The following is a 22891-nucleotide window of genomic DNA, read 5'->3' as shown; positions in this document are numbered from 1 at the left end:
TTTGCTCAGTATCTTTTGTCCCTTATCTGGACACTACGATTAAATAGGTTCTACTAAGAATAAAGGTTGGTCGTATTCAACCGGCGAAGCATTATCAACCAATACTTTAACGATGCGTCCTGAAACTTCGCTTTCAATTTCGTTAAACAATTTCATGGCCTCGATAATGCAAACTACCTTGCCGGCGCTAATTTCGTCGCCAACATTTACAAAAACTGGCTTATCGGGGCTAGACGAGCGGTAGAAGGTACCGATCATTGGCGATTTTACCGTAATGTATTTCGAGGTGTCCTCAGTGGCTTGTGCACTAGGTGCTTTTGCTTCTGCTGCTGGTTGCACAGGTGCTGCTACAGGCGCTGCAGGTGCGGCCGCCACTGGCGCAGGTAATGCTGCGTTTACGTAAACAGGTGTCTGGTTGGTTTTGATGGTAATTTTGAAGTTTTCTTGCTCAATCGCCACTTCGTTTACCCCCGAACGAGAAACAAATTTGATGAGTTCCTGAATTTGTTTAATATCCATTCTTTCGTTGTTATGTTAAAAAAATTGGTGTCTTATGAATTAACTAAGTTATAGTTTTTTTGTTTTATTTTAATACAGAGAATAGCGATTGGGAAATAGAGAATAGGAGAGCCATTTTTTAGGCTTATTGCCCCAATTCTTATTGCTATTTCCTATTCTGTTACTCGCCGTAGGCCCACTTCAGGTAAACCGAGCCCCAGGTAAAGCCTCCGCCAAAAGCTGCCAAGATAATGTTGTCGCCTTTTTTGAGTTGGCTTTCCCATTCCCACAGGCAAAGCGGGATAGTGCCGTTAGTAGTGTTTCCGTAACGCTCGATGTTGATCATTACCTTTTCAGAACCAACGCCCATTCTCGAAGCGGTGGCATCGATAATGCGTTTGTTGGCTTGGTGTGGCACTAGCCAAGCCACATCGTCAGAAGTCAGGCTGTTGCGCTCCATGATTTCGGCGGCTACATCGGCCATATTGGTTACGGCAAATTTAAATACGGTTTGTCCTTCCTGGTGTGCAAAGTGCTCTTTGGCATCAACGGTTTCGTGCGAAGCTGGTTTTACAGAACCGCCGGCTTTCATGCCCAGGTATTTGCCGCCGGAACCATCAGACCTTAAGATCGAATCTTGTATGCCCAGGCCTTCTTCATTCGGCTCAAGCAGTACGCAACCGCAGCCATCGCCGAAAATAATGCAGGTAGCACGGTCTTCATAATTGATAATGGCCGACATCTTATCGCCACCAACTACCAATACTTTTTTGTGTTTGCCCGCCTCGATAAACTGCGAGCCGGTGGTTAAGCCATAAATAAAACCCGAGCAGGCGGCCTGCAGGTCGTAGCCCCAGGCATTTTTGGCGCCTATTTTATCGGCCAGCACGTTGGCTGTAGCCGGAAATGTAAAATCGGGGGTGGTTGTACAGAAAATGATCAGGTCTATTTCTTCGGCCGTAATCCCTCTCTTTTTAAGCAAGCCGTTTACAGCCTCCACAGCCATATCAGAAGTGCCCAGACCTTCGCCTTTTAATATTCTTCGCTCCTTAATGCCCGTTCGCGTCGTAATCCATTCGTCGTTTGTGTCAACCATGGTTTCCAGTTCCTGATTGGTAAGGATATAATCTGGAACATAACCGTGAACCGCAGTAATAGCAGCGTGAATTTTATTCATTGTGTTAAGTTTAAATTATTGGAATGCAGCTTGTATTTTGCCTACCAGTCCGGTAGTGATCATGTCTCTGGATTGAAAAATCATATTTTTTACAGCTTCTGGGCTCGAAATTCCATGACCGATCAATACAGGTGCATTGACGCCCAAAACCGGGCTTCCGCCGTAGTTTTCGTAATTGAAACGGTCGAAGAACTCGTCTTTCAATCCTTTTTTGATGGTTAGCACATAAAACGATTCTGCCAGTTTCAGCATTACGTTGCCCGTAAAACCGTCGCAAACAATTACATCGGCCTTGTCGTTAAACAAATCGCGGCCTTCCACATTGCCAACAAAGTTGAAAAGTTCGGTTTCTTTCATCAAAGGAAAGGTGGCCAGCGAAAGCATATTGCCTTTTTCGTCTTCTTCGCCAATATTCATCAGGGCCACTTTGGGCTTTTCGATCTGCATCACGTTTTCGGCATAAAGGCTGCCGAGTATGCCGAATTGCAAAAGCGTATCGGGCTTGCAGTCGGCATTGGCGCCAACGTCTAGCAGCAAACCTGTGCCGCCTTTAAGCTTGGGCACGATGGTGCATAAACAAGGACGGATAATGCCAGGAATGGTTTTAACGCTAAAAACGGCACCAACCAGCATAGCACCAGAGTTGCCTGCGCTTGCAAACGAATCGATTTTGCCTTCTTTTAAGAGTTGAAAGCCTACAGCTATGCTTGAATTTGGTTTTTGAAGGATGGCCTTCGTGGGATGTTCGCCCATGCCAATCACTTCGTCGGTGTGTACAAATTCGAAGTGATCAGGATTGAATCCTTGATCGGCGAGTAGAGGTTTAATCTGCTGGGTATCTCCGATAAGCACCAAATGCTGATCGGGAGTAAGGGATTGATGGGCCGCTATTGCTCCTAAAACAATTGCTTTAGGAGCATAGTCTCCGCCCATAATATCGAGACCTATTTTCATAGTAAAAAATCTTTTGTGCGGTTAAGCTAAACGCTTTTAATTCTATCAGTCTAAGTTAAAACTTAAACCAATGGAAAGCACAAAAATTTTTCAGAAAATTAACCTATCGAAGTGTTTTCTATAACTAATTTGCCGTTGTAGTACAAGTTGCCGTCAACATTGTAAGCATGGTGAGGTAAGTGTACAGCACCAGTAGTTTGGCATGTGGTCAAAGAAGGTGCTACTGCTTTATAGTGAGTTCTTCTTTTGTCTCTTCTTTGTTTAGAAACCTTGCGTTTTGGATGTGCCATTGCTGATTTGTTTAATTATTTATTTTAATTTTTTTAAGGCGGCCCAACGTGGGTCGTCATTTTGTTCTTCTTCTGGCGTTGTGCTTTCGCCCGATAGTTTGTCTAAAGTGGCCAGCATTTGCTGATCACATTCCTGTCCGGCTTGCGCACAACTGTTAATGTAGGGAACCGCCACGGTAATGAATTCGTAAATCGATTCCGAAACATCGATAGCGCTTTCCTTTTTGTGAAGGATGATGATGTCTAAATCATCGCTTTCTCCTTCGTCTTCGGTAAATTTTACAATCTGCCTCTCCTTCAGTTCAATTGACTGGGCAAACTCAGATAAACATTTGTCGCAATTCAGCTGTATCGTTCCCCAGACGTGGAAATCCAATAGCAGCATCGTTTCTTGTTTATCTAGCTCAACTGTGGCTTTAAGTGCTCCATCTTTTACCAAAGAGTACTCAAATGCATCAAAAAAGCTTTTGTCAATCTCGAACTCGAACTGGTGCTTGCCCAGTTTCAAGCCAGTAAACGGGATTGAAAATTGTTTTAACGCTTTCAATTGTAACTAAATTTTAGCCTGCAAAGGTAGAAAGAATTTTATTTAAAGAGAAATATTTTTGCAAAATAGAATGCGGTTCGTTTGTTCAATAGTTCATTGGGCAGTAGCTGGTTGGACGGCTGGCTTGCGTTTGGGAACGATATGTTGAATTGTTGGATGATTAAATGGAGAGGATTAGTCCATAGCAATTGCTTACTATCGGCTGCAAGCTAGCCCTTCGGCGCGAGCACCATCTCTTTGTCGTTTCTCGACCATTCGCTCCACGAACCTACATAGAGTTTAGGAATAGGCAAGCCGGCATAGGCCATGGCCAGTAAGGTATGGCAGGCAGTTACACCAGATCCACAATGTACAATGGTTTGCGCAGCACCAAAACCGGTTAAGGCTTTTTCGTATTTTGCCTTTAAAACGTCGGGTGCCAAAAACCAGCCATTGCTGTCGAGGTTTTCGGTAAAAGGAATATTGGCCGCCCCCGGAATATGGCCCGCTATTAGATCGATGGGTTCGGTAAGTCCGGCATAACGATTGGCGTCTCTCACGTCAATAATCAATTGCTTGCCGTTTTTGCTGGCTTCTTCTACTTCGCTAAGGGCTGCCTGGGTTAAATTCCAATTCCCGATCGGATATTTGCCTGTTTCTTTTGGTGTTTCAACTTCACCTCTTGTTGCAAAACCCGCTTCGATGCCCGCATTAAATCCTCCGTTAAGCACTTGTACTTTCGGATGGCCTATGGCTTTCAGCATCCACCAGCAACGCGCAGCAGCGTTGGAGCCGTTTTTGTCGTCATAAATCACCACATGGCTGCTTGGCGAAATTCCGAATTTGCCCAAAACCGTTGCAAACTGATCGGTAGTAGGCAGGGGGTGCCTGCCACCATCGGCATAGTCGGCTTTAATATCAGCCAGATCGGTATTCAGGTCGATATATAAGGCGCCTTTTAAATGCTTTTCGTCATACCTGACTTTAGAACCCGCGCTGGCATCGATCAAGACCAAGTTTGGATCGTTGGCTAATGCAAGCAGTTCGGCAGGCTGTATGATTGGTGAGGTTTGGTGTTGCATAGGTTGGGGGGTTAAGCTTAAGCAAATTTAAGCCTTATATTCCGAAAATACACTATTTTAAGAGGGTCAGGCTTCCCGAAATAATTTTATCGCCATCTAAATTAATGACGTAATAATATACCCCGGGATTGCATATTTTGTTTTTGTAAGTGCCATCCCAAGGCTTTGCATAGCCAATTGAGTTGTAGATTTCCGTGCCGTTTCTGTTGAAGACCTGTACTTTGCATTTAGGGAAACTTTTAAGCTCCTCTATTGTCCATAAATCGTTAACGCCATCACCATTCGGCGTAAAGGTGTTTGATGGGACTACTTTAATGACTTTGATTACGGTTATGATCAAAGTGTTAGAAACGACTGTGTTGGAGCTTGTGCATAAGGTGCTGACGTTTAGTAGGCAGTTTATTTCATCGCCATCTTTTAAAGAATTGGTCGTAAATGTACTATTGTCAGATCCGGTCGGGTAGCCATTAACAAACCATTGGTAAGTAGGGCTAGTTCCTTCGTTGGTCGTGTTGGCACGAAATGTAACATTGGTGTTTTCGTAAATCTTAGTTTGATCTGCCACAATAGCGATGCTTGGCGTTAAGATTGGATTTACTTTAACTTTTACGATATTGCTGCTTGCAATTGCTGTGGCTTGACAATATTGGGCATCGCTGTTTATTTCGCAACTCACCTCGTCGTTGTCGTTTAGATCAGTACTTTCGAAAACATTGCCTGTGGCACTTGGCAAGGCAACATTGTTGATTTTCCAATGATATGAAGGAGATGTGCCGGCATTGGTTGCGGTAGCCGTAAAAGTAAGTTTAGCGCCTTGGCAAACATTATTGCGGTCGAGATCGATGCTAACCGTTGGACTTTCTATTGGAGTAATAAGTGCAATTGTATTACTCAAAGCTAGGGCATTGATTACGCATATATCATTATTAATCACTTCGCAGCTTACTAAATCGCCGGCCTTTAAGCCCGATGCAGCAAACGAAGTGGCATTGGCGTTTGGTACAGCTACACTGTTCACCTTCCATTGTATAGTTGGGTTGGCGCCTCCATCTGCTATCGAAGCTGTAAAAGTAGGTCCAAATTGGCTACAAGCAACTGTGGTGTTCGATGAAATTGTTATTTTGGGCGTCGCATTGTTTTGTACAACGATGGCATTTGATATTGCAATGCAGCCGGAGGTCGTTGTGATTTTGGCCGTATAAGTTCCCGCCTTAAGTGCGGTATAGGTTCCAGTATAAATATTAGAAAACTTGATGATTCGCCCATTTAAAAAGTCGGAAACGTAGAGGTTATTATATTTATCCATCCAAACACCAGCAGGTGTAATCTGATTAGGATTGCTTCCCTGTCCGTTGCCACCTGCTATAATGGTGCCATTGCTTGCGCCAGAAGGCCATTTTTGTACGCTAAACCCAGTATAATCGGTAATGTAGATATTGTCGGTGCCATCAACATAAACCCCGAGCGGATTACCGCTGATACGGGCAACCGTAGTGCCTGAACTGGCCCCAATAACCCATTTTTGGATTCTCGAATTGTCCGTATCACAGATATAAAGATTGTTTTTGTTGTCTACAAAGATGCCGGTAGGGCTAGCAAGTTGGTTCGAAGAGCTTCCGTAGCCATTTCCGCCAGCAACAATTACACCTGTTCCGGTTGCATTTGTATATTTCCGTACACATTGGCCATTTTGCTCAGATACGTATAAATTGCCGGCAGCGTCCAGGCAAATTCCGGTAGGTGTGTTTAATGAAGTAGCAACCGTAACGCCTGAAGTTGCGCCAACACTCCATTTTTGTATGCGAGAATTGTTTTGGTCGGCCACATAAATATTTCCCAAAGCATCGGCTGTAACTGCGGTTGGCCTATTAAATTGATTAGGTGCATTGCCAGTTCCATTGCCACCAGCAATGGTTGTTCCCGATGTGGCTCCAGACGTCCATTTTTGGATCCTGTTGTTGGCCATGTCGGGAATGTACATGTTGCCTTCCTGATCAACAAAAAGTCGGTTTGGATTATAAAGCTGATTGGCTGCATTTCCGGTTCCATTGCCGCCTGCAACCACTTGCCCGTTGTTCTGCTTATTGATGGTTTGGTCAAGTACGGAAACTCCATCCAACAACCAGGATATGGAAGCAACAGGATCACTGCTGTTTAAGGTTAAGGTACTGCCAACGCAAGTGTTCCCGCTGAGAACGGCCGAGCAAAAAGACGGGAGAGTGGATTTAAAAGAGGCTTTTTTAGTGAACCCTCTTTTGGGAACAGTTGGTTGATGATTTGTTTTAGAGGGTTTTAAGACCGGTTGCCTGCCAAAGCCAAACGAAAAATAAAGGCTGGCTAAAACGGTAAGCACCGTAAAGCATAGCTTGGCATTTAATGGAGAGCGATTAATCAAATAGATGTAAGTTTAAGAGGTTAATTCGCATCATCCTTCACGTCGGCTGCAGTTTCGATAATCTTGCCACCTGTTTTTAACTGATTGCCCAGCATGGCTTCCTGTTCCCTGCGGTGCTTCACAATGTGGATGGCGGCAAAAAGCGCTTCCATAAACGACGTTGGGTCGGCCAGGTTTTTGCCTGCAATATCGTAGCCTGTGCCATGGTCGGGCGAGGTGCGTACAAACTTTAATCCGGCTGTATAGTTTACGCCAGTGCTAAAAGCGATGGTTTTGAAAGGAATAAGTCCTTGGTCGTGGTACATGGCCAACACCGCATCGAACTGCTTGTAGGTACCGTTGCCAAAAAAGCCGTCGGCCGGATAAGGGCCAAAACAGATAATGCCTTTGTCGAAAGCCGCTTGGATGGCCGGACTGATAATTTCCTGTTCTTCTTTGCCCAGCAAGCCATTGTCGCTGGCATGAGGGTTAAGGCCCAATACGGCTATTTTCGGCTTTTCTATCCAGAAATCCTTTTTCAGGCTATCGTTGATGAGCTGTAGTTTTTTTACGATTTTTTCTTGGGTAATGGCCTGTGGTACTTCTTTCACAGGGATATGGCCGGTCACTACGCCTACGCGCAGGCTATCGCTGATCAGGAACATCAGTACATCGTTGCTGCCACTGCGTTCTTGCAGGTATTCGGTATGGCCCGGAAAGTTGAAGTTCTCTGATTGGATGTTGTTTTTGTTGATGGGAGCGGTTACCAAGGCATCGATCGCACCGGCCAGCAAATCGTCAGTTGCCTTTTGCAGCGACAATAATGCATACTTGCCACCGGTTTCGTTGGCTTGGCCAAGTTCAATTTTTACATCTTCCTCCCAGCAGTTGATCATGTTGGCCTTGCGGGGGTTGGCGGCGTCGGCACTGCCGATTACGTTGAAGGCAAAATCGTTCATGTGCAAAGATTTGCGGTGAAACGAAGCCACCTTGGTATGCCCGTAAACAATTGGAGTACAGTAATCTAGTATTTTCTGCTCGGCCAGGGTTTTTAAGATTACCTCTAAACCTATTCCATTTACGTCTCCTATGCTGATGCCTATTTTAACTTTGTCGCTCATGCTTATCAAAAAGAATTTAGCGCAAATTAGCGATTATAATGGTTAACCACAAAGATTGCCAGGTTTTCTGACCGTAATCACAGTACATTAAGCATAAGTGTCAAGTTGTATGTTAAGTAAAAGATTTTCCAACGCTTAGATGAGCTTAGGTGTCTGAGGTTAGGTTATAGACGCCTTGGCAAATATATTTATCACCTAAGAACCCTTAGTGCCGTTAAGTAAAATGGTTTTATTGGAGCCAAGCTGGCATAAGGCTAAAGCAATTAACCCTTAGGAGTACTCAGGTGCCTTAGGTGGTGAAGTAACGAGCCATAGATTATTTAAAAACTCCTGAAATAACTTCATTAATGAAACCTCATGCCTTGATGGTTCAAAATAATGGAATAGCCGGATTTATGAAACCAAAGCTGATGCATTCTCCTGAATTATTGCGTCATAAAACCTTACCTTTGTGGGCTTAGCGGTAAAAATCGAGAAAATGAGTTTAGTAAAAGCAAAAAAACATTTAGGGCAACATTTCTTAACCGATAAAAAGATAGCCGAAAAGATTGTAAACGGCCTTGTCCATACCAACCAGTACCGCCAGGTGTTGGAAGTAGGGCCGGGCATGGGCATCTTGTCTGATATTCTACTGGAAAGAGAAAACCTTGAAACTTTTTTGATCGACATCGATGTAGAATCCTATCACTTTTTGCAGCAAAAATACCCGCAATTGGGCGATAGGCTCATTAACGGCGATTTCCTGAAACTCGACTTAACGGCTATTTTTCCGGGCAAATTTGCCGTAATTGGTAATTTTCCCTATAATATTTCTTCGCAAATTTTGTTCAAGATTCTCGAACATCGTGCTAACGTGGTAGAAATGGTAGGCATGTTCCAGAAAGAGGTGGCCGAACGCTGCGCGGCCAAATCGGGCACCAAAGAGTACGGTATCCTCAGTGTGCTGATCCAGGCTTATTACGATATCGACTACCTGTTTACCGTAAAGCCAGGCACTTTTAATCCGCCTCCTAAGGTTAATTCTGGGGTAATCCGCTTAAGCAGAAACCAAACCGAGACCCTGCCTTGCGATGAAAAGCTATTTTGGCGTACGGTAAAAGCCGGGTTCAACCAGCGCCGCAAAACCTTGCGCAACGCCTTGTCGGGTACCATCAAAAAAGAACAGATGGACCAGCATCCGTTTTTTGATAAGCGCGCCGAACAATTGAGCGTAGCCGATTTTATTGAACTAACCCAACACCTGAGCCAACTAATGCTTGCTTCTTAAGCCATGAAACCAAAAATTTTAATTGTAGACGATCTCCATCCCCTATTTGCCGAACAGGCCAGGACTCTTGGCTTCGAAGTTGACGACCTGCCCTTGATTACACGTGCCGAAACCCTAGCCATCATTAAAGATTATGTGGGTATTGCCGTGCGTACCAAATTTAGGATAGACCAAGAACTGTTGGATGTGGCGCCTCGGCTTAAATTTGTAGCTCGTGCGGGTGCCGGGCTAGACAATATTGACGAGGAAGTGGCCAAAGCAAGAAACATCAAACTGATCAATGCACCAGAAGGCAATAGCGATGCCGTGGGCGAACATGCCGTAGGTCTGTTGCTGGCGCTGATGAATAATTTTCGCAAAGCCGACCAGCAGGTGCGCAATGGCGTGTGGGATAGGGAAGGCAACCGTGGCTACGAGCTGAAAGGCAAAACCGTTGGCCTGATCGGTTATGGCTTTATGGGCCAAAAAATGGCCAGAAAGCTGGCAGGTTTTGAAGTTGAGGTAATGGCTTACGACAAATATAAAACCGGCTTTACCGATGACTATGCCAAAGAAGTAAGCATGGAAGAAATCGTTAGGCAGAGCGATGTGCTGAGCCTGCATATTCCGCTTACCGCCGAAACCAGGCAAATGGTAAACGACGAGTATTTTTTCCATTTTAAAAAACCCATCTTTCTGATCAATACCGCTCGGGGCGAAATTGTCGATACACAGGCAGTGTTGAATAATATCAGGGCTGGAAAAATTATTGGCGCCGGATTGGATGTGCTCGAAACAGAAAAGTTTCCGGCACTAGCTGCGCAGCCATGGTATACAGAGCTGCGCGAATCAGACCAAGTGATTTTAACGCCCCATGTAGCCGGGTGGACTTTCGATTCGTACCGTAAAATTTCCGAAGTGCTGGTCGAAAAACTCAAGGAAATACGTTTATAATTCCTTAAATTGCCATAACCTGCTGTCGATTCAGCGTTTTTAATTTGCAAATAAGGGCTTAAATCTCTTATCTTAATACTCAAATCTCAAAGACATGGCAAAGGAACATCAATATAAAACCGAACTGGTTTGGACAGGAAACAAAGGGTCTGGCACAATGGACTATCGCTCGTACGACCGCGATTTTGTGGTTTCGATAGCGGGCAAAACGCCTATTGCGGGCTCTTCCGATTCTGCTTTTTTGGGCGATAAGACTAAATACAATCCCGAAGATCTTTTGCTGTCGTCTATTTCTTCCTGCCACATGTTGTGGTACCTGCACCTGTGTTCCAAAAACGAAATCGTGGTGCTGGAATATAGAGATAATGCGGCGGGCCTAATGATAGAAAATGCCGATGGCAGCGGCCAGTTTAAGGAAGTGTTGCTGCAACCCGAGGTGGTGATTTCTGATGCGGCCCAAAAAGACCTGGCTAATGCCCTGCACGAAGAAGCCAACAAAATGTGCTTTATTGCCAACTCGCTTAACTTTCCGGTAAAGCATCGGGCCAGCTGTACGGCTATTAACGAGTAATTAAAAGAACGGTTTAATCATAAAAAAAATCCCGAAAGCTTGCTTCGGGATTTTTTTTATGGCTAGTGTTTATCAGACGGTATGCTTTATTTCGCTGTCCAGATATTATCGGCTGGAGTAGCATCTACAAAAATACCGTTGTCGATCTTGATCGATTTTACCGGCTTGCCTGCTGCCATTTTAATCGTGCCCGATTTGCCTGCTTTCCAGAAGGCTGGCGTAAAATGCTCTTTTTTGGTAGAGCCATCCTCAAACGTAAGAATAACATCAAACGGAATGGCAAAGCCACCCACATTCTCTATACGGAACTGTAGCGGGCCCGGAGTTTTCTTAACCTCGACAAACCTTAGGTCGAGGTAATTGTTGGTGAAAAACCAGTTTTGGAAAAACCAGTTCAGGTTTTGGCCCGAACCGCTGTTCATCGAATTGAAGTAATCCCAAGGGATAGGATGCTTGCCGTTCCAGTTGTCCATGTAATGGTGCAGTGCTTTTTTAAACAAATCATCGCCAAGCAAGTCTTTCAATGCCAGGTACGACAACGAAGCCTTGCCATAAGAGTTGTTGCCATAGCCTGCGCCCGATACCTGGGTAGACATGGTAATGATCGGCTGGTCTTCTTCGCCTGATTTATCCCTGATGTAGCTGTTTACCCTAAAACTCTTATAAAAATTATCGGCCGATTCTTTGCCATGTTCGGCAATGCCGATCAAATATTCGAGGGTGGTAGCCCAACCTTCGTCCATAAAGGCATAGCGCGTTTCGTTAATGCCCATGTAAAACGGAAAATAAGTATGCGCAATTTCGTGGTCCTGCACCAGTTGGGCAAATTTCATGTCGCCGGTTTGCGAGTCGTTTACCATCATCGGGTATTCCATATCGGCAAAGCCCTGAAATGCCGTCATTTTCGAAAAAGGATAAGGAACGCCCGGCCAGTTGTTAGAGAACCAGGCCAAGGCATAGTTGTTAAATTTAACCGAGTTTACAAAGTCGGTGCCCTTTACATCGTAGGCGGCTTGGGTGCTGGTTCTGCGACCGGTTTTCGAATCGACCACCACGCTGCCGGCATCCCAAATGTAGGTGCTGCTCAGTCCGAAGCAAACATCAACAATGTTATTGGCCATAAATTTCCAGGTGTTCCAGTCGTTTTGCTGGGTCACTTTGCCTTCTTTTACTTCCTGCTCGTTGGCAATATGGATAACCTCGTCGCTGGTGTACGATTTTTTGAGGCGTGCGGCAAATTCGGGCTGCAATACCTCGTCGGGGTTCAGCAAATCGCCGGTGGCATAAACGATATAGTTTTTAGGTGCCTTGATGGCGAAAGTGTAATCATTGAAATCGTTGTAGAACTCCTGGCGGTCGGTATGCGGAACGCGGTCCCAGCCGTTATAATCGTCGTATACCGAAACGCGCGGGTAGCTGTAGGCCACAAACATGGTGGTGGGGTTGATCTGTCCCTCGCGGCCGCTTTCTTTGGATAGCGGATAGTTCCAGTCGATGTTCAGCATGGCTTTTTGGCCTGGCAGCAAAGGTGCTTTCAGTCGAACATCGCCGGTAGTGCCCCAGTTTTTGGCATTGACGTTATAAGTTTCGCCGTTAATTTTGAAGGAAGTAATGGTGAGCCCCTCGCTCAAAAAATCGGGCGATACATTAGAGCCTCGTGATGAGGTTGGCTTGTGCAGGTTGTTGACGAAGCGGATGGTGATGGTTTTGAGCGTATCGCGGCTATTGTTGCTGTATTCGATGCTTTCGGTGCCACTTACCACCTTGGTATCGGGGTTAACGCTGATTTCCATGTTGTACTTGCCATGGTTCTGCCAGTAGTTTTTGCCGGGTTTGCCGTCCATCGCGCGCGTGCCTTTTTCGTAGGTCGCTTTAATGTTGCGGGGCATATATAGTTCTTGTGCAAAAACGGCCGATGAACAGGCCAGCAACAAAGTGCCCAGTATCAGTTTTTTCATTTCAGTTTAGATTAATAAGCTAATTAATGAACTAAGGTAGCAAAATAGAAGGTCAATTGTCGAGCGATTGTTTTTTCGATTAAAATATTTGCTTTTATAAAAATTGCCTTATATCTTCGTTTTAATCACAGCAAGACTATGGAGGCCGAGGCCAATATAGTCTTGTTTGTTTTTTATAGAGACTAAAGCAAAAGAAATAGTGTTATGGCAGAGATTACTTATTATACCAAAGAAGGATTAGAAAAACTTAAAGAAGAACTTCACCAGTTAAAAACCGAAGGAAGATCGGCTATTGCAAAGGCCATTGCCGAAGCCCGCGATAAGGGCGATTTGTCTGAGAACGCCGAATACGATGCCGCCAAGGAGGCGCAGGGCCTGCACGAGGCCAAAATAGCCAAATTGGAAGCCACCCTGGCTAATTCGCGCCTGTTGGACGAATCGAAATTAGATACCTCGAAGGTATTGGCCCTCTCTATCGTTAAGATTAAAAACGTGAAGAACGGCGCCACCATGACCTACCAGTTGGTAGCCGAAAGTGAAGCCGACCTTAAAACCGGAAAGATCTCGGTAAAATCGCCAATTGCGCAGGGTTTATTGGGCAAATCGGTGGGCGACAAGACCGAAATCCAGGTGCCGGCAGGCAAAATAGAATTCGAAATCCTAGAGATATCGAGGTAAGCTTAAGGTTCAAATCCTCAATCTAAATCGTAATTCTAAAATCGCAAATCTAAAATATCCTGATATGAGCATCTTTTCTAAAATCGTAAGTGGCGATATTCCGGCACACAAAGTGGCAGAGAACGAAGACTTTCTGGCCTTTTTAGACGTAAGCCCTTTGGTAATGGGCCATGTGCTGGTAATCCCGAAAAGGGAAGTGGATTACATTTTCGATATTGAAGACGAAACCTATGCCAAGCTGATGCTGTTTGCCAAGCAGGTGGCGGTGGGCGTTAAAAAAGCCTTTCCCTGCAAAAAAGTAGGGGTGGCGGTTATCGGCCTCGAAGTGCCCCATGCGCATATCCACCTCATCCCCATGAACAACGTGAGCGATATGAACTTTGCCAAAGAAAAACTAAGACCCTCACAAGACGAGCTGGCCGCAGCGGCCCAGAAGATACGAGCGGTATTGTAGATCAAAAAAAGCCCGTTGCCAAGCAGCGGGCTTTTTTTTGGTTATGGGTTTTCGGTTACGGGTTACGGGTTCTCGGTTGTGAGTGGGTTGCCGGTAGAGAACAGGTTGATTGATCCATCGGTAATTACGAAATAAGGATTAGGCCAAACAGCCTTCGTTACCGAACCACTAAAAAACCAACCAACTAACTAACCATCCAACAAACTATTTCAATTTTTCATTGTTCTTGTGCCTGTCGGCATCGCGGATGGTTTTCTTTTCCAGGTTTTTAACCAGTGCCTGGTTCAGGTCTATGCCGGTTTGGTTGGCCAGGCAGATGAGTACGAACAATACATCGGCCATTTCGTCGGCCAGGTTCACTTCCTCGTCGCTTTTTTTGAACGACTGCTCGCCGTATTTGCGGGCCATAATGCGGGCCACTTCGCCCACTTCCTCCATCAGGATGGCCGTATTGGTCAGTTCGTTAAAATAGCGGATGCCCGTGGTCTTGATCCATTGGTCTACCGTTTCCTGTGCTTCGTTTATCGTCATTGCTTTTCTTCTTCTATTTCTCTTTTAATGATGGGCGTAACCTCAGCCGTGGCACCTTCGAGCAAAAATACACCTGCACCCCGCTCGCGGGCATAAGGATTTTTAATCTCGCCAATCTTGGTGATTTTTGCAAAATAAGGTTTTTCTCTGGTTCTGAGCGGATCTTCGTCGTGGTAGCCGGTTACCATGATTATGGTTTTGATGGGCTTATCCAGGTTAAACCAGTATAAATAATCGGCATTGTAGGCCACCGCACTGATGTTCTTGTATTTAGAGTAATAATTGATGGCGCCCGCCTGTCCGTAGTTATCGGCGCGCACCAAAAGGCCATCCTTGTCTTTTACCAGGGCATAGGCACTATCGGTTAGTTGGGCCAGCTCTTCCCAGCCCTGCATGTCGGCATAGTCTTGTGGCAGCTGGTGGTTTTTGCCATCTTCCCAGCGTAGCGAACCCACCCTTTCAAAACGCTTATGGTGCGCCACGATTTGTGCCGGCGAATAAACAGGCATAATGAGGGGCAGCAGGTACACAAAAGAACCGATGTTAAACACAAACAAACTGGTGCCCAGTACGCGCCGCTTGGCCAGCCACTGCCCCAAAAAGGCAGCGCCAAAGGCCAGCAATATAGGATAAAGGCCCAAGGCATAGTAATCTTTGGCCCTGAAGAAGGTAAAAATGGCCATCGTAAATATATAGGCAAGCAACACCCATCGGTATGGCCTAAACGGCTTGTACAGCAAAAGGCCAACTAAGCCAGCCAGCAGTACAAAAATAGAACTGATAAAAAACAGGGGCTGGCTAATGAGGAAACCGAAGCGGCTTACATGTACCAGTTGGGTGCGCTGCAGCTCTTGCATATGCTTCAGTACAGGAAACTGGTGGCCTACCTGCCAAACGAGGTTGGGCAGCACCATGGCCAAGCCTAAAAGCAGGGCGAAATAAAAATGCCTATCGGCAAAAACCTTTCTGCCCGGCGTTATGATCATGGCTGGCAACAAACCCATCACCAGAAACAGGATGTTGTATTTGTTCAGGAAGCCCAGGGCAATAGTTACGGCAAAAAAGTAAAGGTATTTGGGTTGGCTGCCGTTAAAATAGCGCAACAGGTAATAAAAGGCAACCGTCCAGGCCAATACATCAAAAGAGTTGGGCTGGTAAAGCGTGTTGAGCCTGAGCAGCGACGAACAGATGAGCGCCACTGCTACAAGACACTTGGCCAGCAGGTTGCCCTTTAAAAAGTCGATGGTTTTCCAGCAATAGGCAATGGTGAGCATGCCGAAAAGTGCCGGAAACAGGCGGACTATAAAAAAACCATTGCCCAGGGCCTGGATAAGCCAAGAAAAAAGCGAGGTGAGTGGCGGCACCGAAGTAAAGCCGGCGGCCAGGTGCCTGCCTTGGTCAATATGCAGGTACTCGTCGCGGTGCAGTTCGTAAACATTGTTGACCAACACAAAAGACAAAACGAGTTTAAGCAGCAAGAAGGCCAGCAATATTAAGCGTTCCTTGTTTTTTGTAGCCGGGTTTGCCATGGGCTTGATGGGGTTTAGGGTTGTTTTTTTTGACGGCTAAAGCTGGCCGGTGTTACACACGGATGTGGTTTGCCAGCTATTCCTTGTTTTTGGTATCGATGATGATGGTTACCGGCCCGTCGTTAAGCAGGCTGATCTTCATATCGGCTCCAAAAATGCCGCATTGCACGGGCTTGCCTATCAGCTGGCCCAGCTGTTTGATCATTTCCTCGTACAGCGGTATGGCCTTGTCGGGCCGGGCGGCGCGGGTAAAGCCGGGGCGGTTGCCCTTTTTGGTGCTGGCAAACAAGGTAAACTGGCTAATGAGCAGGATGTTGCCGCCAATATCGGCCAGGGCCTTGTTCATCAGGCCATTTTCGTCGCCAAAAACGCGCATGTTGGCTATCTTCTGCGCCAGCCACTCCAGGTCTTCCTGCGTATCGGCATCTTCAATGCCCAGCAGCACCAAAAAGCCGTTTTCTATTGCGCCGGTAATCTGGCTATCTACGGTGCAACTGGCCTGCGTTACGCGCTGTATTACTGCTCTCATGTTAGATTTAAATGCTAATTTAGCTTATGCGATACAAGTATATACTGTTTTTGATAATTCTGCTAATCGGCTGCCAACAAAAAAGAGAAGTAAACACCACTTTCTACTACTGGAAAACGGTTTACAAACAAAATGCCGACGAAAGCAGGTACCTGCAGCAACTGCGCAGCAAAAAACTCTATGTACGTATCATGGACGTTGATGGGCAAAACGAGCCGATTCCGGTTGCACCCATCAGCTTTGCCGACCGGCTTCCCGACAGCTTGGACATCGTACCTGTGGTCTTTATCGTTAACGACGTATTTAAAAACAAAAGCGAAGCACAGGTAAGGCAGCTTGCGGCCAATGTAATGCGCTTTGTAAAGGGCAAGGTAGGGCAGGCAGGCAAAAAGGGCTATGGCGAGCTTCAGCTCGACTGCGACTGGACTGCAGGTACCAAAGCCCCCTATTTTATGTTCCTAACCGAAATGGCCAAGCTTAACAAGGGCATAACGCTATCGGCCACCTTGCGCCTGCACCAGCTCAAAAACCAGGCGGGTATGGGCATACCGCCTGTAGGCAAAGTGCTGCTTATGTGCTATAACATGGGCAATTTGCGCAAATACGGCAAACAGAACTCTATTTTGGAGGTAGCCGAACTGCAAAAATATGCAGGTAAAAACCTGGGCTATTATCCCATGCCTATTGATGTAGGCCTGCCGCTGTTTGGCTGGGCGGTGGCCTTTAGGAACGGCCAGTACATCGGCATATCCAAACGCTTGGCGCCGACCGATCTGAAAAACCCCGCGCTGTTTGGTTTTGATGCCGAAGGTTTGTACCAGGCAAAGACCGACCTGCCCCAGTTTGGCCTCAAAAAGAACGACGAAATCAGGTACGAAGAAAGCAAGCCCGCCCAGGTGCGCGAAGTGGCGCAATATTTGTCGCGTTATTTATCCGAAAAACCCCTTAATTTAGTGTTCTATCATTTAGACAGTGCCATCCTTAAAAACCACCCTGCCCATGAACTGGAAAAAATCGGCGATTTGCTGCGTTAGCTTCCTTGCCGTTTTCTTTGGCGAAATTGCCGTCAATCTGGCCTGCGGGCCCGAGCAAGATCCCTACGATTACTACATCTCCTATTTCCACAACAATGTGCAGGGCGATGAGTATGCCCCGTTTTCCTTTAACAGCATGCTGCCCCTTTACAGCGAAGAAGAGGTGGTTAGCGAAGCCGACATCAACAGTGCCGAGTGGGCCAGCTACCTGAAGGCCAAAAAAGAAGATGTGTACAACGAAATGTATGGCGCTACCGATAGCCTGGCCAATACATCCTTTTGGCAGGCTCTGTCCAAAAACCCGAAAGCCGGGGCCTATTATACCTTCGCCAAAAGCTGCGAACCTTTTACCGTAATTGAGGCCGATGCCTGGGACCCTGCGGTTAGAGACAGCGTGCTGATGATCAAAAAAGCGAAGGAGGCTTTGGCGCTTGCCGATAAGGCAGGCAGAGACGATTTTTTGAAGCTGCGGTATGCCTACCAGGCCGAGCGCCTGTTTCATTATGCCAAAAACTATGCCGACAGCAGGTTGGCCTACGAGAAACTGATCGGCCCCATCAAAACAAACAGCGCTGCCAAGGGCTGGGCAACGGCAATTTATGCGGGTGCGGTGCGTTATTCGGGCAGGCCGGCAGAGGCGGCATTTCTCTATTCGAAGGTTTTTGCCAGCAATCCCGAAAGGCGCGTACAGGCCTACAAGAATTATTTCTATACCAGCCCCAAGGTAAACGAGGTGCTTGGCTATGCCAAAAGCGACGAAGAAAAGGCAAACGTGCTGGCCATTGCCAGCTTTGGCAACCCCGACTTTCAATTGGAAAGCCTGCAGCAGGTTTACCGTTATGTGCCGGCCAGCAAGCTTAGCGGAGCCTTGCTGGTGCGCGAAGTAAGCAAGCTCGAAAAAGACCTGATTGAAAGGAGCAAGTACTCAAAAGACTTTTTCGACAGGTATTGGGGCAACGATAAACAATCGGCCGATAGCCTAAAACGTGTCCATTTAAATTACCTGGCCAGGGTTAAGGCCTTTGCCCTGAAGCTGGCTGCCGAAAAAAAATATCCCGAACCCGAATTGGGCACCGTAACGGCGGCCTACCTGTCGTGGATGGAAGGCAAGCCCCTGCAGGCCCAGCTGTACCTGCAGGAAATCAGGCCTGGGGCGCCGCTGTCGGCACGCCTGCGCGACCAGATCCGCATAGTAACGCTTTTATGCGAGGCCTCCAAAATCAAAAAGGGGAGTGCCTTTAACCCAAACAGCCTGCTGCCGGTACTGCAATGGTTAGACGAGAAGAGGTATGCAGAAAACACACGCCATCGGCAAGACGATTTCTCGGCTATTGAATATGGCGGGCAGCAGCGCTTTACCACAACCACCCGCAACTTTTACCAGCAGCTGCTGGCGCCGGCCTATATCAAAATGGGCGATACGGCCAGGGCGGCCCTGGCCATGCTAAAGGGCGATTTGTTTGTAAAGCCCCCAAAAAACATGAAGCTGTCTGGCCTAAGCTGGCAAACCATTTCTTTTTGGCGCAACTATCTGGGGCCAAAAGGCGTAGAGGCCCTGGCCACCATCAGGAAAACGGCACCCGCCAACAATCTGGATGGGCTATTGGCCAACGGTTTCCAGCAGCTGAACAGCGACGATTTTTACGAGCTGTGCGGCACCGTTTACCTGCGTACGCATCAATATGCAAAGGCCTTGGCCTGGTTTAACAAGCTCGATAAAAACTATGCGCTGTTTGAGCCCAGCAACTGGTACAGCGACCAGGTTCTGTATGCCAATCCGTTCAATACCACCTTTAACGATTATCCGAAGCAGTACGCTTCGAAAACAAAGCGCTACAACAAGAAGAGATTTGCGCAAGAAATGCTGCGCCTGCAGCAGCTTATTGTGAGCGACAAGAAAAACGCCGCATTGTATTATTTTAAGATGGCCAACGGCATTTACCAAACGGGCTATTACGGCAATGCTTGGTTTCTGATCAGCTACGATTGGAGCAGCTACGCCAACTACGATCCGGCAGCGTACACCTACGATGCCGACTTTAAGCTGGCCCAAACCGCCAAGGCCTGGTACCTAAAGGCAAGGGCGCTGAGTACCGATGCCAACTTTAGGGCCAAGTGTACGTTTATGCTGGCCAAATGCGAGCAGAAAAGGATTGTTAATACCGGCTTTGTCAATTGGTACACTAATGATTACGAGGCAAGGCAGCGGGGCTTCATTGCGAAGAATATAGATAACCCTTACTTTAGAGAGCTTAGGGCCGGCTATGCCCAAACTCCGTTCTACAAAACGGCTGTTGCCGAATGCAGCTACCTGCGCGATTTTTTAAGGAGCGCCACGGCCAGGAAATAGTTTTAGCGCGCTTGGCGGCAACATAGGCGCACAGGCTTTAAGGCACCGTGCCTCCTATGTGTAATGGTGTTTGATAGCAGGGGCTAAAGGATAAAGCTTTTTACCACGTTGCTGTACACGTGCTCGGCGGCTGCGCCTATTGGCGCTACCCTAAACTCGTACTCGATGCCGCTGCTTAGCGCACTGAGCAGCAGCGAGCTTTTGCTGGCTACGGCAATGGTCCACGCTTCACTGCCTACGGGGCGGTACTCGAACTGGTAGCTGTCGGCACCGTAAACGGCATCGAGCCTGAGCTGCACCATGCCCTTTTCTGTAGGCTTGGCGCTAAAGTTTTCGGGGCGTGGCAACAGGCCTATAGGCGTTTGGGCCTTGGCCAGCGTGTAGCCCGAGCTTACCAGCAGCAGCTCGCTGCCATCGGCCGTGGCCTCTACGTAAAGCGACAGCCTGTACAGCACGTCTTCAAGCTTTTGGCGGCTCTCGTTTTTGGCCGTGGTTTCTAGCCTGCCGCCGTTTTCGGTGCGGCTAAGGGCGGCGCTGTAGTTGTCCAAGGCCGTTTGCAGCTCGTTTAGCGAGGGTGTTGGGTTGGCAAAATTGCCGTTGCTGGTTAGGCTGGTTAAAATGGTGCGCGCCTTGTTTTCGAGGTCGGTATCGCGGTAGCGGTTAAAGCTGGTTACAATTTTTGGTTTTTTCATGGTTGCGGTATTTGTGCGCAGCGTTGCGCGGTTAGCAGCTGTTTTTGTTTTTTATGGTTTGTATAAGCCTTTGCGGGTACGCCATGGGGCTTTGCATGTACGCAGCGCTTCTTTGCATATACGCGGCGTGGCGTTGCATGGCCTCGGTGGCCCGCTGCCTGCCTCCAGCGTGTTGCTGCGTACCCTCGGTGTGGTGCTGCGGGTACGCAGCAAGGCTTTGCGTACTTGCGGCAGGGCAAAAGCAACCCTCGGCAGGGTTTTGCGTACCCACAATAATGTGTTTTTGGAGCCAAAAAGCCTGTTTGTACGTACCAATAGGCCATGGCTGGCCCAAAACAGGGGCGGCTGGCGGGCCAGCAGGGGCTTGGGCAGTGTTAAAGTGGGCAGGTAGGTAGCCATATTTGCAGGGCGGCAGGGCGGTTTGGCATGGGCGCCTGCACAGGCCAAATGAGCAAACAATTTTGCGCAATTGCAAGGCTTTTTAAGAATATAATTTGTTAATTATCAGTTAATTATGTTGTTTTTTGGAAAATGGATTTAACTGTAATTTAAATGCTCAATTGCAGTTGTTTTTTGCTAAGTTATCCAAGCCTTAATTGACGATTAATTTGGCGCGAAAATGTTCTATTTTTTGTCTTATTTGTAAAAACTTGGTAATTGTACTAGTTTGGAATTTGCATAGCTTGTAGGTTTTTCAAAAAATGCTTACCTTGCTAGTATTTTTAGCTATCGTTTACAATTATGAAACCTACATATTCCTACATTGATTTATTTGCCGGTTGTGGGGGGCTATCCCTTGGCCTACATAATGCGGGATGGAAAGGGGTTTTTGCTATTGAAAAGAATAAGGATGCTTTCGAAACCTTAGAGTACAACCTAATTAAGAACAAAAATCATTTTGACTGGCCAGCTTGGCTTCCGCAACAGAATTTAGAAATAGATAATGTACTGGCCGAATATAAAGACCAGCTTATTGGCCTTAGAGACAAGGTAGATCTTGTGGCTGGGGGACCTCCGTGTCAGGGCTTTTCTGTTGCAGGGCTGCGAAGAGAAGACGATATAAGGAATGGCTTAATTAGGTCATATCTTAAGTTTATCATGTATACGCGGCCCAAGATGATTTTCTTTGAAAATGTAAAGGGGTTTACCCTCGAATTTAAAAAGAACAAGGCTGAGCTTAAGCAAGCGGCTAAGTCTAAAGGTAAGGCCTACTCGCAGTACGTGGTAGATGTGCTTAATAGGCTAGGTTATCAGGTAGAAGGGCGTATGGTCGATTTTTCTAGGTTTGGTGTGCCTCAAAAAAGAACCAGATTTATATTGGTAGGTATAAGAAAAGATATTGCAACAGTTAAAAAACTTAAAGCAAAGACTTTTTTTACAAGGGCAACAGCCAATAAGAAAAGCTTTCTAGAAGGCAAAAACCTGCCTCAAAACCCAAAACTGGCCGATGCCATATCAGACCTTTTAAAAAGTAATGGATTGGCTCCAACCCCGGATAGGGGCAAGAAATTCTTCAGTGGCAAATATGCACCTGCACAATCCTTATATCAACAATATCTAAGAGCAGATAGTGTTGGAAATGTGCCCGATAGCCATAGCTTTCCAAACCACAGATCAGATATAGAACAAAAGTTTACGCTATTCTTATCAGCACCTAAGGGCAAGAACCTTGGAACTGCTTTTAAGGAAACACTTAAAATAAACAAACATGTAATTATCCCGTTGGCTGCCAACAAACCCGCACCTACCATTACTACTTTGCCCGATGATTATATTCACTACAAGGAGCCACGTATTCTAACTGTACGCGAATATGCACGTATACAGAGTTTTCCTGACTGGTATCTTTTTAGAGGAAAGTACACCACAGGAGGCAAAGACCGAGTAAAAGAGGTGCCTCGTTACACCCAAATTGGAAATGCCATACCACCTTTGTTTGGCGAGCAAAGTGGTTTAATTTTACACCAATTGATCCAGGATGAGCGATAAGTATTTCAAAGTAAGTTCTGGATTAAAAACTTTAATAGGGAGTGAGCTGATCACAGATAACTTTGTAGCGGTTTTTGAGCTTGTTAAAAACTCATTTGATGCCAAAGCTACTGAAGTAACAATTCGTTTTGAAAATATTTATTCCAACAATGCCAACTGTCTCTTATACACATCTGACGCTGCCGACGAACCACGACATGGGGTGTTGTCGGTGGTGGGGGGGGGAGTAAAAAAGGGGGGGGGGGGGGGGGGGGGGGGGGGGGGGGGGGGGGGGGGGGGGGGGGGGGGGGGGGGGGGGGGGGGGGGGGGGGGGGGGGGGGGGGGGGGGGGGGGGGGGGGGGGGGGGGGGGGGGG

General features: G+C 46.8%; 23 protein-coding genes. 9 read left to right on the top strand and 14 right to left on the bottom strand.

Annotation, left to right across the window (positions count from 1 at the left end):
• Positions 1 to 39: 39 nt before the first annotated feature.
• The 8 genes from accB to pdxA all read right to left on the bottom strand — a co-directional run bounded on the left by accB (position 40) and on the right by pdxA (position 8022).
• On the bottom strand, positions 40 to 519 hold the full coding sequence (gene accB, locus JHD69_RS11670; protein WP_199140511.1) for an acetyl-CoA carboxylase biotin carboxyl carrier protein: 480 nt from the start codon (positions 517 to 519) through the stop codon (positions 40 to 42).
• 160 nt (positions 520 to 679) lie between these two features.
• Entirely contained in the window at positions 680 to 1675 is a 996-nt protein-coding gene (locus JHD69_RS11665; RefSeq protein WP_199140509.1) for a beta-ketoacyl-ACP synthase III, read from the bottom strand.
• A 15-nt stretch (positions 1676 to 1690) separates the two neighbouring features.
• The gene (gene plsX / locus JHD69_RS11660) at positions 1691 to 2629 is read right to left on the bottom strand and encodes a phosphate acyltransferase PlsX (RefSeq protein ID WP_199140507.1); all 939 of its coding nucleotides are present in this window, start codon (positions 2627 to 2629) and stop codon (positions 1691 to 1693) included.
• 98 nt (positions 2630 to 2727) lie between these two features.
• On the bottom strand, positions 2728 to 2919 hold the full coding sequence (gene rpmF, locus JHD69_RS11655) for a 50S ribosomal protein L32 (protein ID WP_199140505.1): 192 nt from the start codon (positions 2917 to 2919) through the stop codon (positions 2728 to 2730).
• A 19-nt stretch (positions 2920 to 2938) separates the two neighbouring features.
• Positions 2939 to 3466, bottom strand: coding sequence for a YceD family protein (locus tag JHD69_RS11650; protein WP_199140503.1), 528 nt, complete (start codon positions 3464 to 3466; stop codon positions 2939 to 2941).
• Between the two features lie 209 nt (positions 3467 to 3675).
• Positions 3676 to 4527, bottom strand: coding sequence for a sulfurtransferase (locus JHD69_RS11645; protein WP_199140501.1), 852 nt, complete (start codon positions 4525 to 4527; stop codon positions 3676 to 3678).
• A 52-nt stretch (positions 4528 to 4579) separates the two neighbouring features.
• Positions 4580 to 6646, bottom strand: coding sequence for a gliding motility-associated C-terminal domain-containing protein (locus JHD69_RS11640; RefSeq protein ID WP_199140499.1), 2067 nt, complete (start codon positions 6644 to 6646; stop codon positions 4580 to 4582).
• Between the two features lie 296 nt (positions 6647 to 6942).
• Positions 6943 to 8022, bottom strand: a complete 1080-nt coding sequence (pdxA, locus tag JHD69_RS11635) for a 4-hydroxythreonine-4-phosphate dehydrogenase PdxA (RefSeq protein WP_199140497.1) — start codon at positions 8020 to 8022, stop codon at positions 6943 to 6945.
• 478 nt (positions 8023 to 8500) lie between these two features.
• Here pdxA and rsmA point away from each other — a divergent pair, with 478 nt between their 5' ends.
• The 3 genes from rsmA to JHD69_RS11620 all read left to right on the top strand — a co-directional run bounded on the left by rsmA (position 8501) and on the right by JHD69_RS11620 (position 10793).
• Entirely contained in the window at positions 8501 to 9289 is a 789-nt protein-coding gene (gene rsmA / locus JHD69_RS11630; RefSeq protein ID WP_199140495.1) for a 16S rRNA (adenine(1518)-N(6)/adenine(1519)-N(6))-dimethyltransferase RsmA, read from the top strand.
• 3 nt (positions 9290 to 9292) lie between these two features.
• Positions 9293 to 10222, top strand: coding sequence for a 2-hydroxyacid dehydrogenase (locus JHD69_RS11625; protein ID WP_199140493.1), 930 nt, complete (start codon positions 9293 to 9295; stop codon positions 10220 to 10222).
• A gap of 94 nt (positions 10223 to 10316) precedes the next feature.
• Positions 10317 to 10793 carry an OsmC family protein gene (locus JHD69_RS11620; protein ID WP_199140491.1) on the top strand — a complete coding sequence of 159 codons (477 nt, stop codon included), beginning with the start codon at positions 10317 to 10319 and terminating at the stop codon, positions 10791 to 10793.
• Positions 10794 to 10879: 86 nt separating this feature from the next.
• On the opposite strand, the gene JHD69_RS11615 is transcribed toward JHD69_RS11620, so the two are convergent.
• On the bottom strand, positions 10880 to 12751 hold the full coding sequence (locus JHD69_RS11615; protein ID WP_199140489.1) for a M1 family metallopeptidase: 1872 nt from the start codon (positions 12749 to 12751) through the stop codon (positions 10880 to 10882).
• A gap of 204 nt (positions 12752 to 12955) precedes the next feature.
• Here JHD69_RS11615 and greA point away from each other — a divergent pair, with 204 nt between their 5' ends.
• Positions 12956 to 13429 (top strand): transcription elongation factor GreA, encoded by a 474-nt coding sequence (greA, locus tag JHD69_RS11610; RefSeq protein ID WP_199140487.1) that lies wholly within the window; start codon positions 12956 to 12958, stop codon positions 13427 to 13429.
• Between the two features lie 64 nt (positions 13430 to 13493).
• Positions 13494 to 13883 (top strand): HIT family protein, encoded by a 390-nt coding sequence (locus tag JHD69_RS11605; protein WP_199140485.1) that lies wholly within the window; start codon positions 13494 to 13496, stop codon positions 13881 to 13883.
• A gap of 204 nt (positions 13884 to 14087) precedes the next feature.
• Here JHD69_RS11605 and JHD69_RS11600 read toward each other — a convergent pair whose 3' ends face one another.
• From JHD69_RS11600 to dtd, 3 genes are all read right to left on the bottom strand, one after another.
• Positions 14088 to 14414 (bottom strand): nucleotide pyrophosphohydrolase, encoded by a 327-nt coding sequence (locus tag JHD69_RS11600; RefSeq protein ID WP_199140483.1) that lies wholly within the window; start codon positions 14412 to 14414, stop codon positions 14088 to 14090.
• A complete protein-coding gene (locus JHD69_RS11595; RefSeq protein ID WP_199140481.1) occupies positions 14411 to 15943 on the bottom strand; it encodes a glycosyltransferase family 39 protein in 1533 nt (510 codons plus the stop codon). Before JHD69_RS11595 ends, JHD69_RS11600 begins: the two co-directional genes overlap by 4 nt.
• A 76-nt stretch (positions 15944 to 16019) precedes the next feature.
• Positions 16020 to 16472 carry a D-aminoacyl-tRNA deacylase gene (dtd, locus tag JHD69_RS11590; RefSeq protein ID WP_199140479.1) on the bottom strand — a complete coding sequence of 151 codons (453 nt, stop codon included), beginning with the start codon at positions 16470 to 16472 and terminating at the stop codon, positions 16020 to 16022.
• Positions 16473 to 16522: 50 nt separating this feature from the next.
• On the opposite strand from dtd, the gene JHD69_RS11585 reads away from it, so the two are divergent.
• Together JHD69_RS11585 and JHD69_RS11580 are read left to right on the top strand one after the other, a co-directional pair.
• The gene (locus JHD69_RS11585) at positions 16523 to 17506 is read left to right on the top strand and encodes a hypothetical protein (protein ID WP_233165883.1); all 984 of its coding nucleotides are present in this window, start codon (positions 16523 to 16525) and stop codon (positions 17504 to 17506) included.
• Positions 17472 to 19856 carry a hypothetical protein gene (locus JHD69_RS11580; RefSeq protein WP_199140475.1) on the top strand — a complete coding sequence of 795 codons (2385 nt, stop codon included), beginning with the start codon at positions 17472 to 17474 and terminating at the stop codon, positions 19854 to 19856. Before JHD69_RS11585 ends, JHD69_RS11580 begins: the two co-directional genes overlap by 35 nt.
• An 83-nt stretch (positions 19857 to 19939) precedes the next feature.
• Here the strand turns inward: JHD69_RS11580 and JHD69_RS11575 are convergent, their stop codons facing one another.
• Positions 19940 to 20548 carry a hypothetical protein gene (locus JHD69_RS11575; RefSeq protein WP_199140473.1) on the bottom strand — a complete coding sequence of 203 codons (609 nt, stop codon included), beginning with the start codon at positions 20546 to 20548 and terminating at the stop codon, positions 19940 to 19942.
• Between JHD69_RS11575 and JHD69_RS11570 the strand changes: the two genes are divergently transcribed.
• Positions 20547 to 20939: a hypothetical protein gene (locus JHD69_RS11570; protein WP_199140471.1), complete on the top strand. Its 393-nt coding sequence runs from the start codon at positions 20547 to 20549 to the stop codon at positions 20937 to 20939. The genes JHD69_RS11575 and JHD69_RS11570 overlap by 2 nt on opposite strands.
• Before the next feature lie 350 nt (positions 20940 to 21289).
• On the top strand, positions 21290 to 22537 hold the full coding sequence (locus JHD69_RS11565) for a DNA cytosine methyltransferase (RefSeq protein ID WP_199140469.1): 1248 nt from the start codon (positions 21290 to 21292) through the stop codon (positions 22535 to 22537).
• 138 nt (positions 22538 to 22675) lie between these two features.
• Here JHD69_RS11565 and JHD69_RS21015 read toward each other — a convergent pair.
• On the bottom strand, positions 22676 to 22891 hold a 216-nt coding region (locus JHD69_RS21015), incomplete at its 5' end, for a hypothetical protein (RefSeq protein ID WP_233165881.1).

Source organism: Pedobacter sp. ASV12 (assembly GCF_016429155.1).
In the GTDB taxonomy this organism is placed as follows: Bacteria; Bacteroidota; Bacteroidia; order Sphingobacteriales; family Sphingobacteriaceae; genus Pedobacter.
The sequence above is the reverse complement of the archived record's forward strand: the minus strand, read 5'-3'. Positions and strand labels throughout refer to the sequence as shown.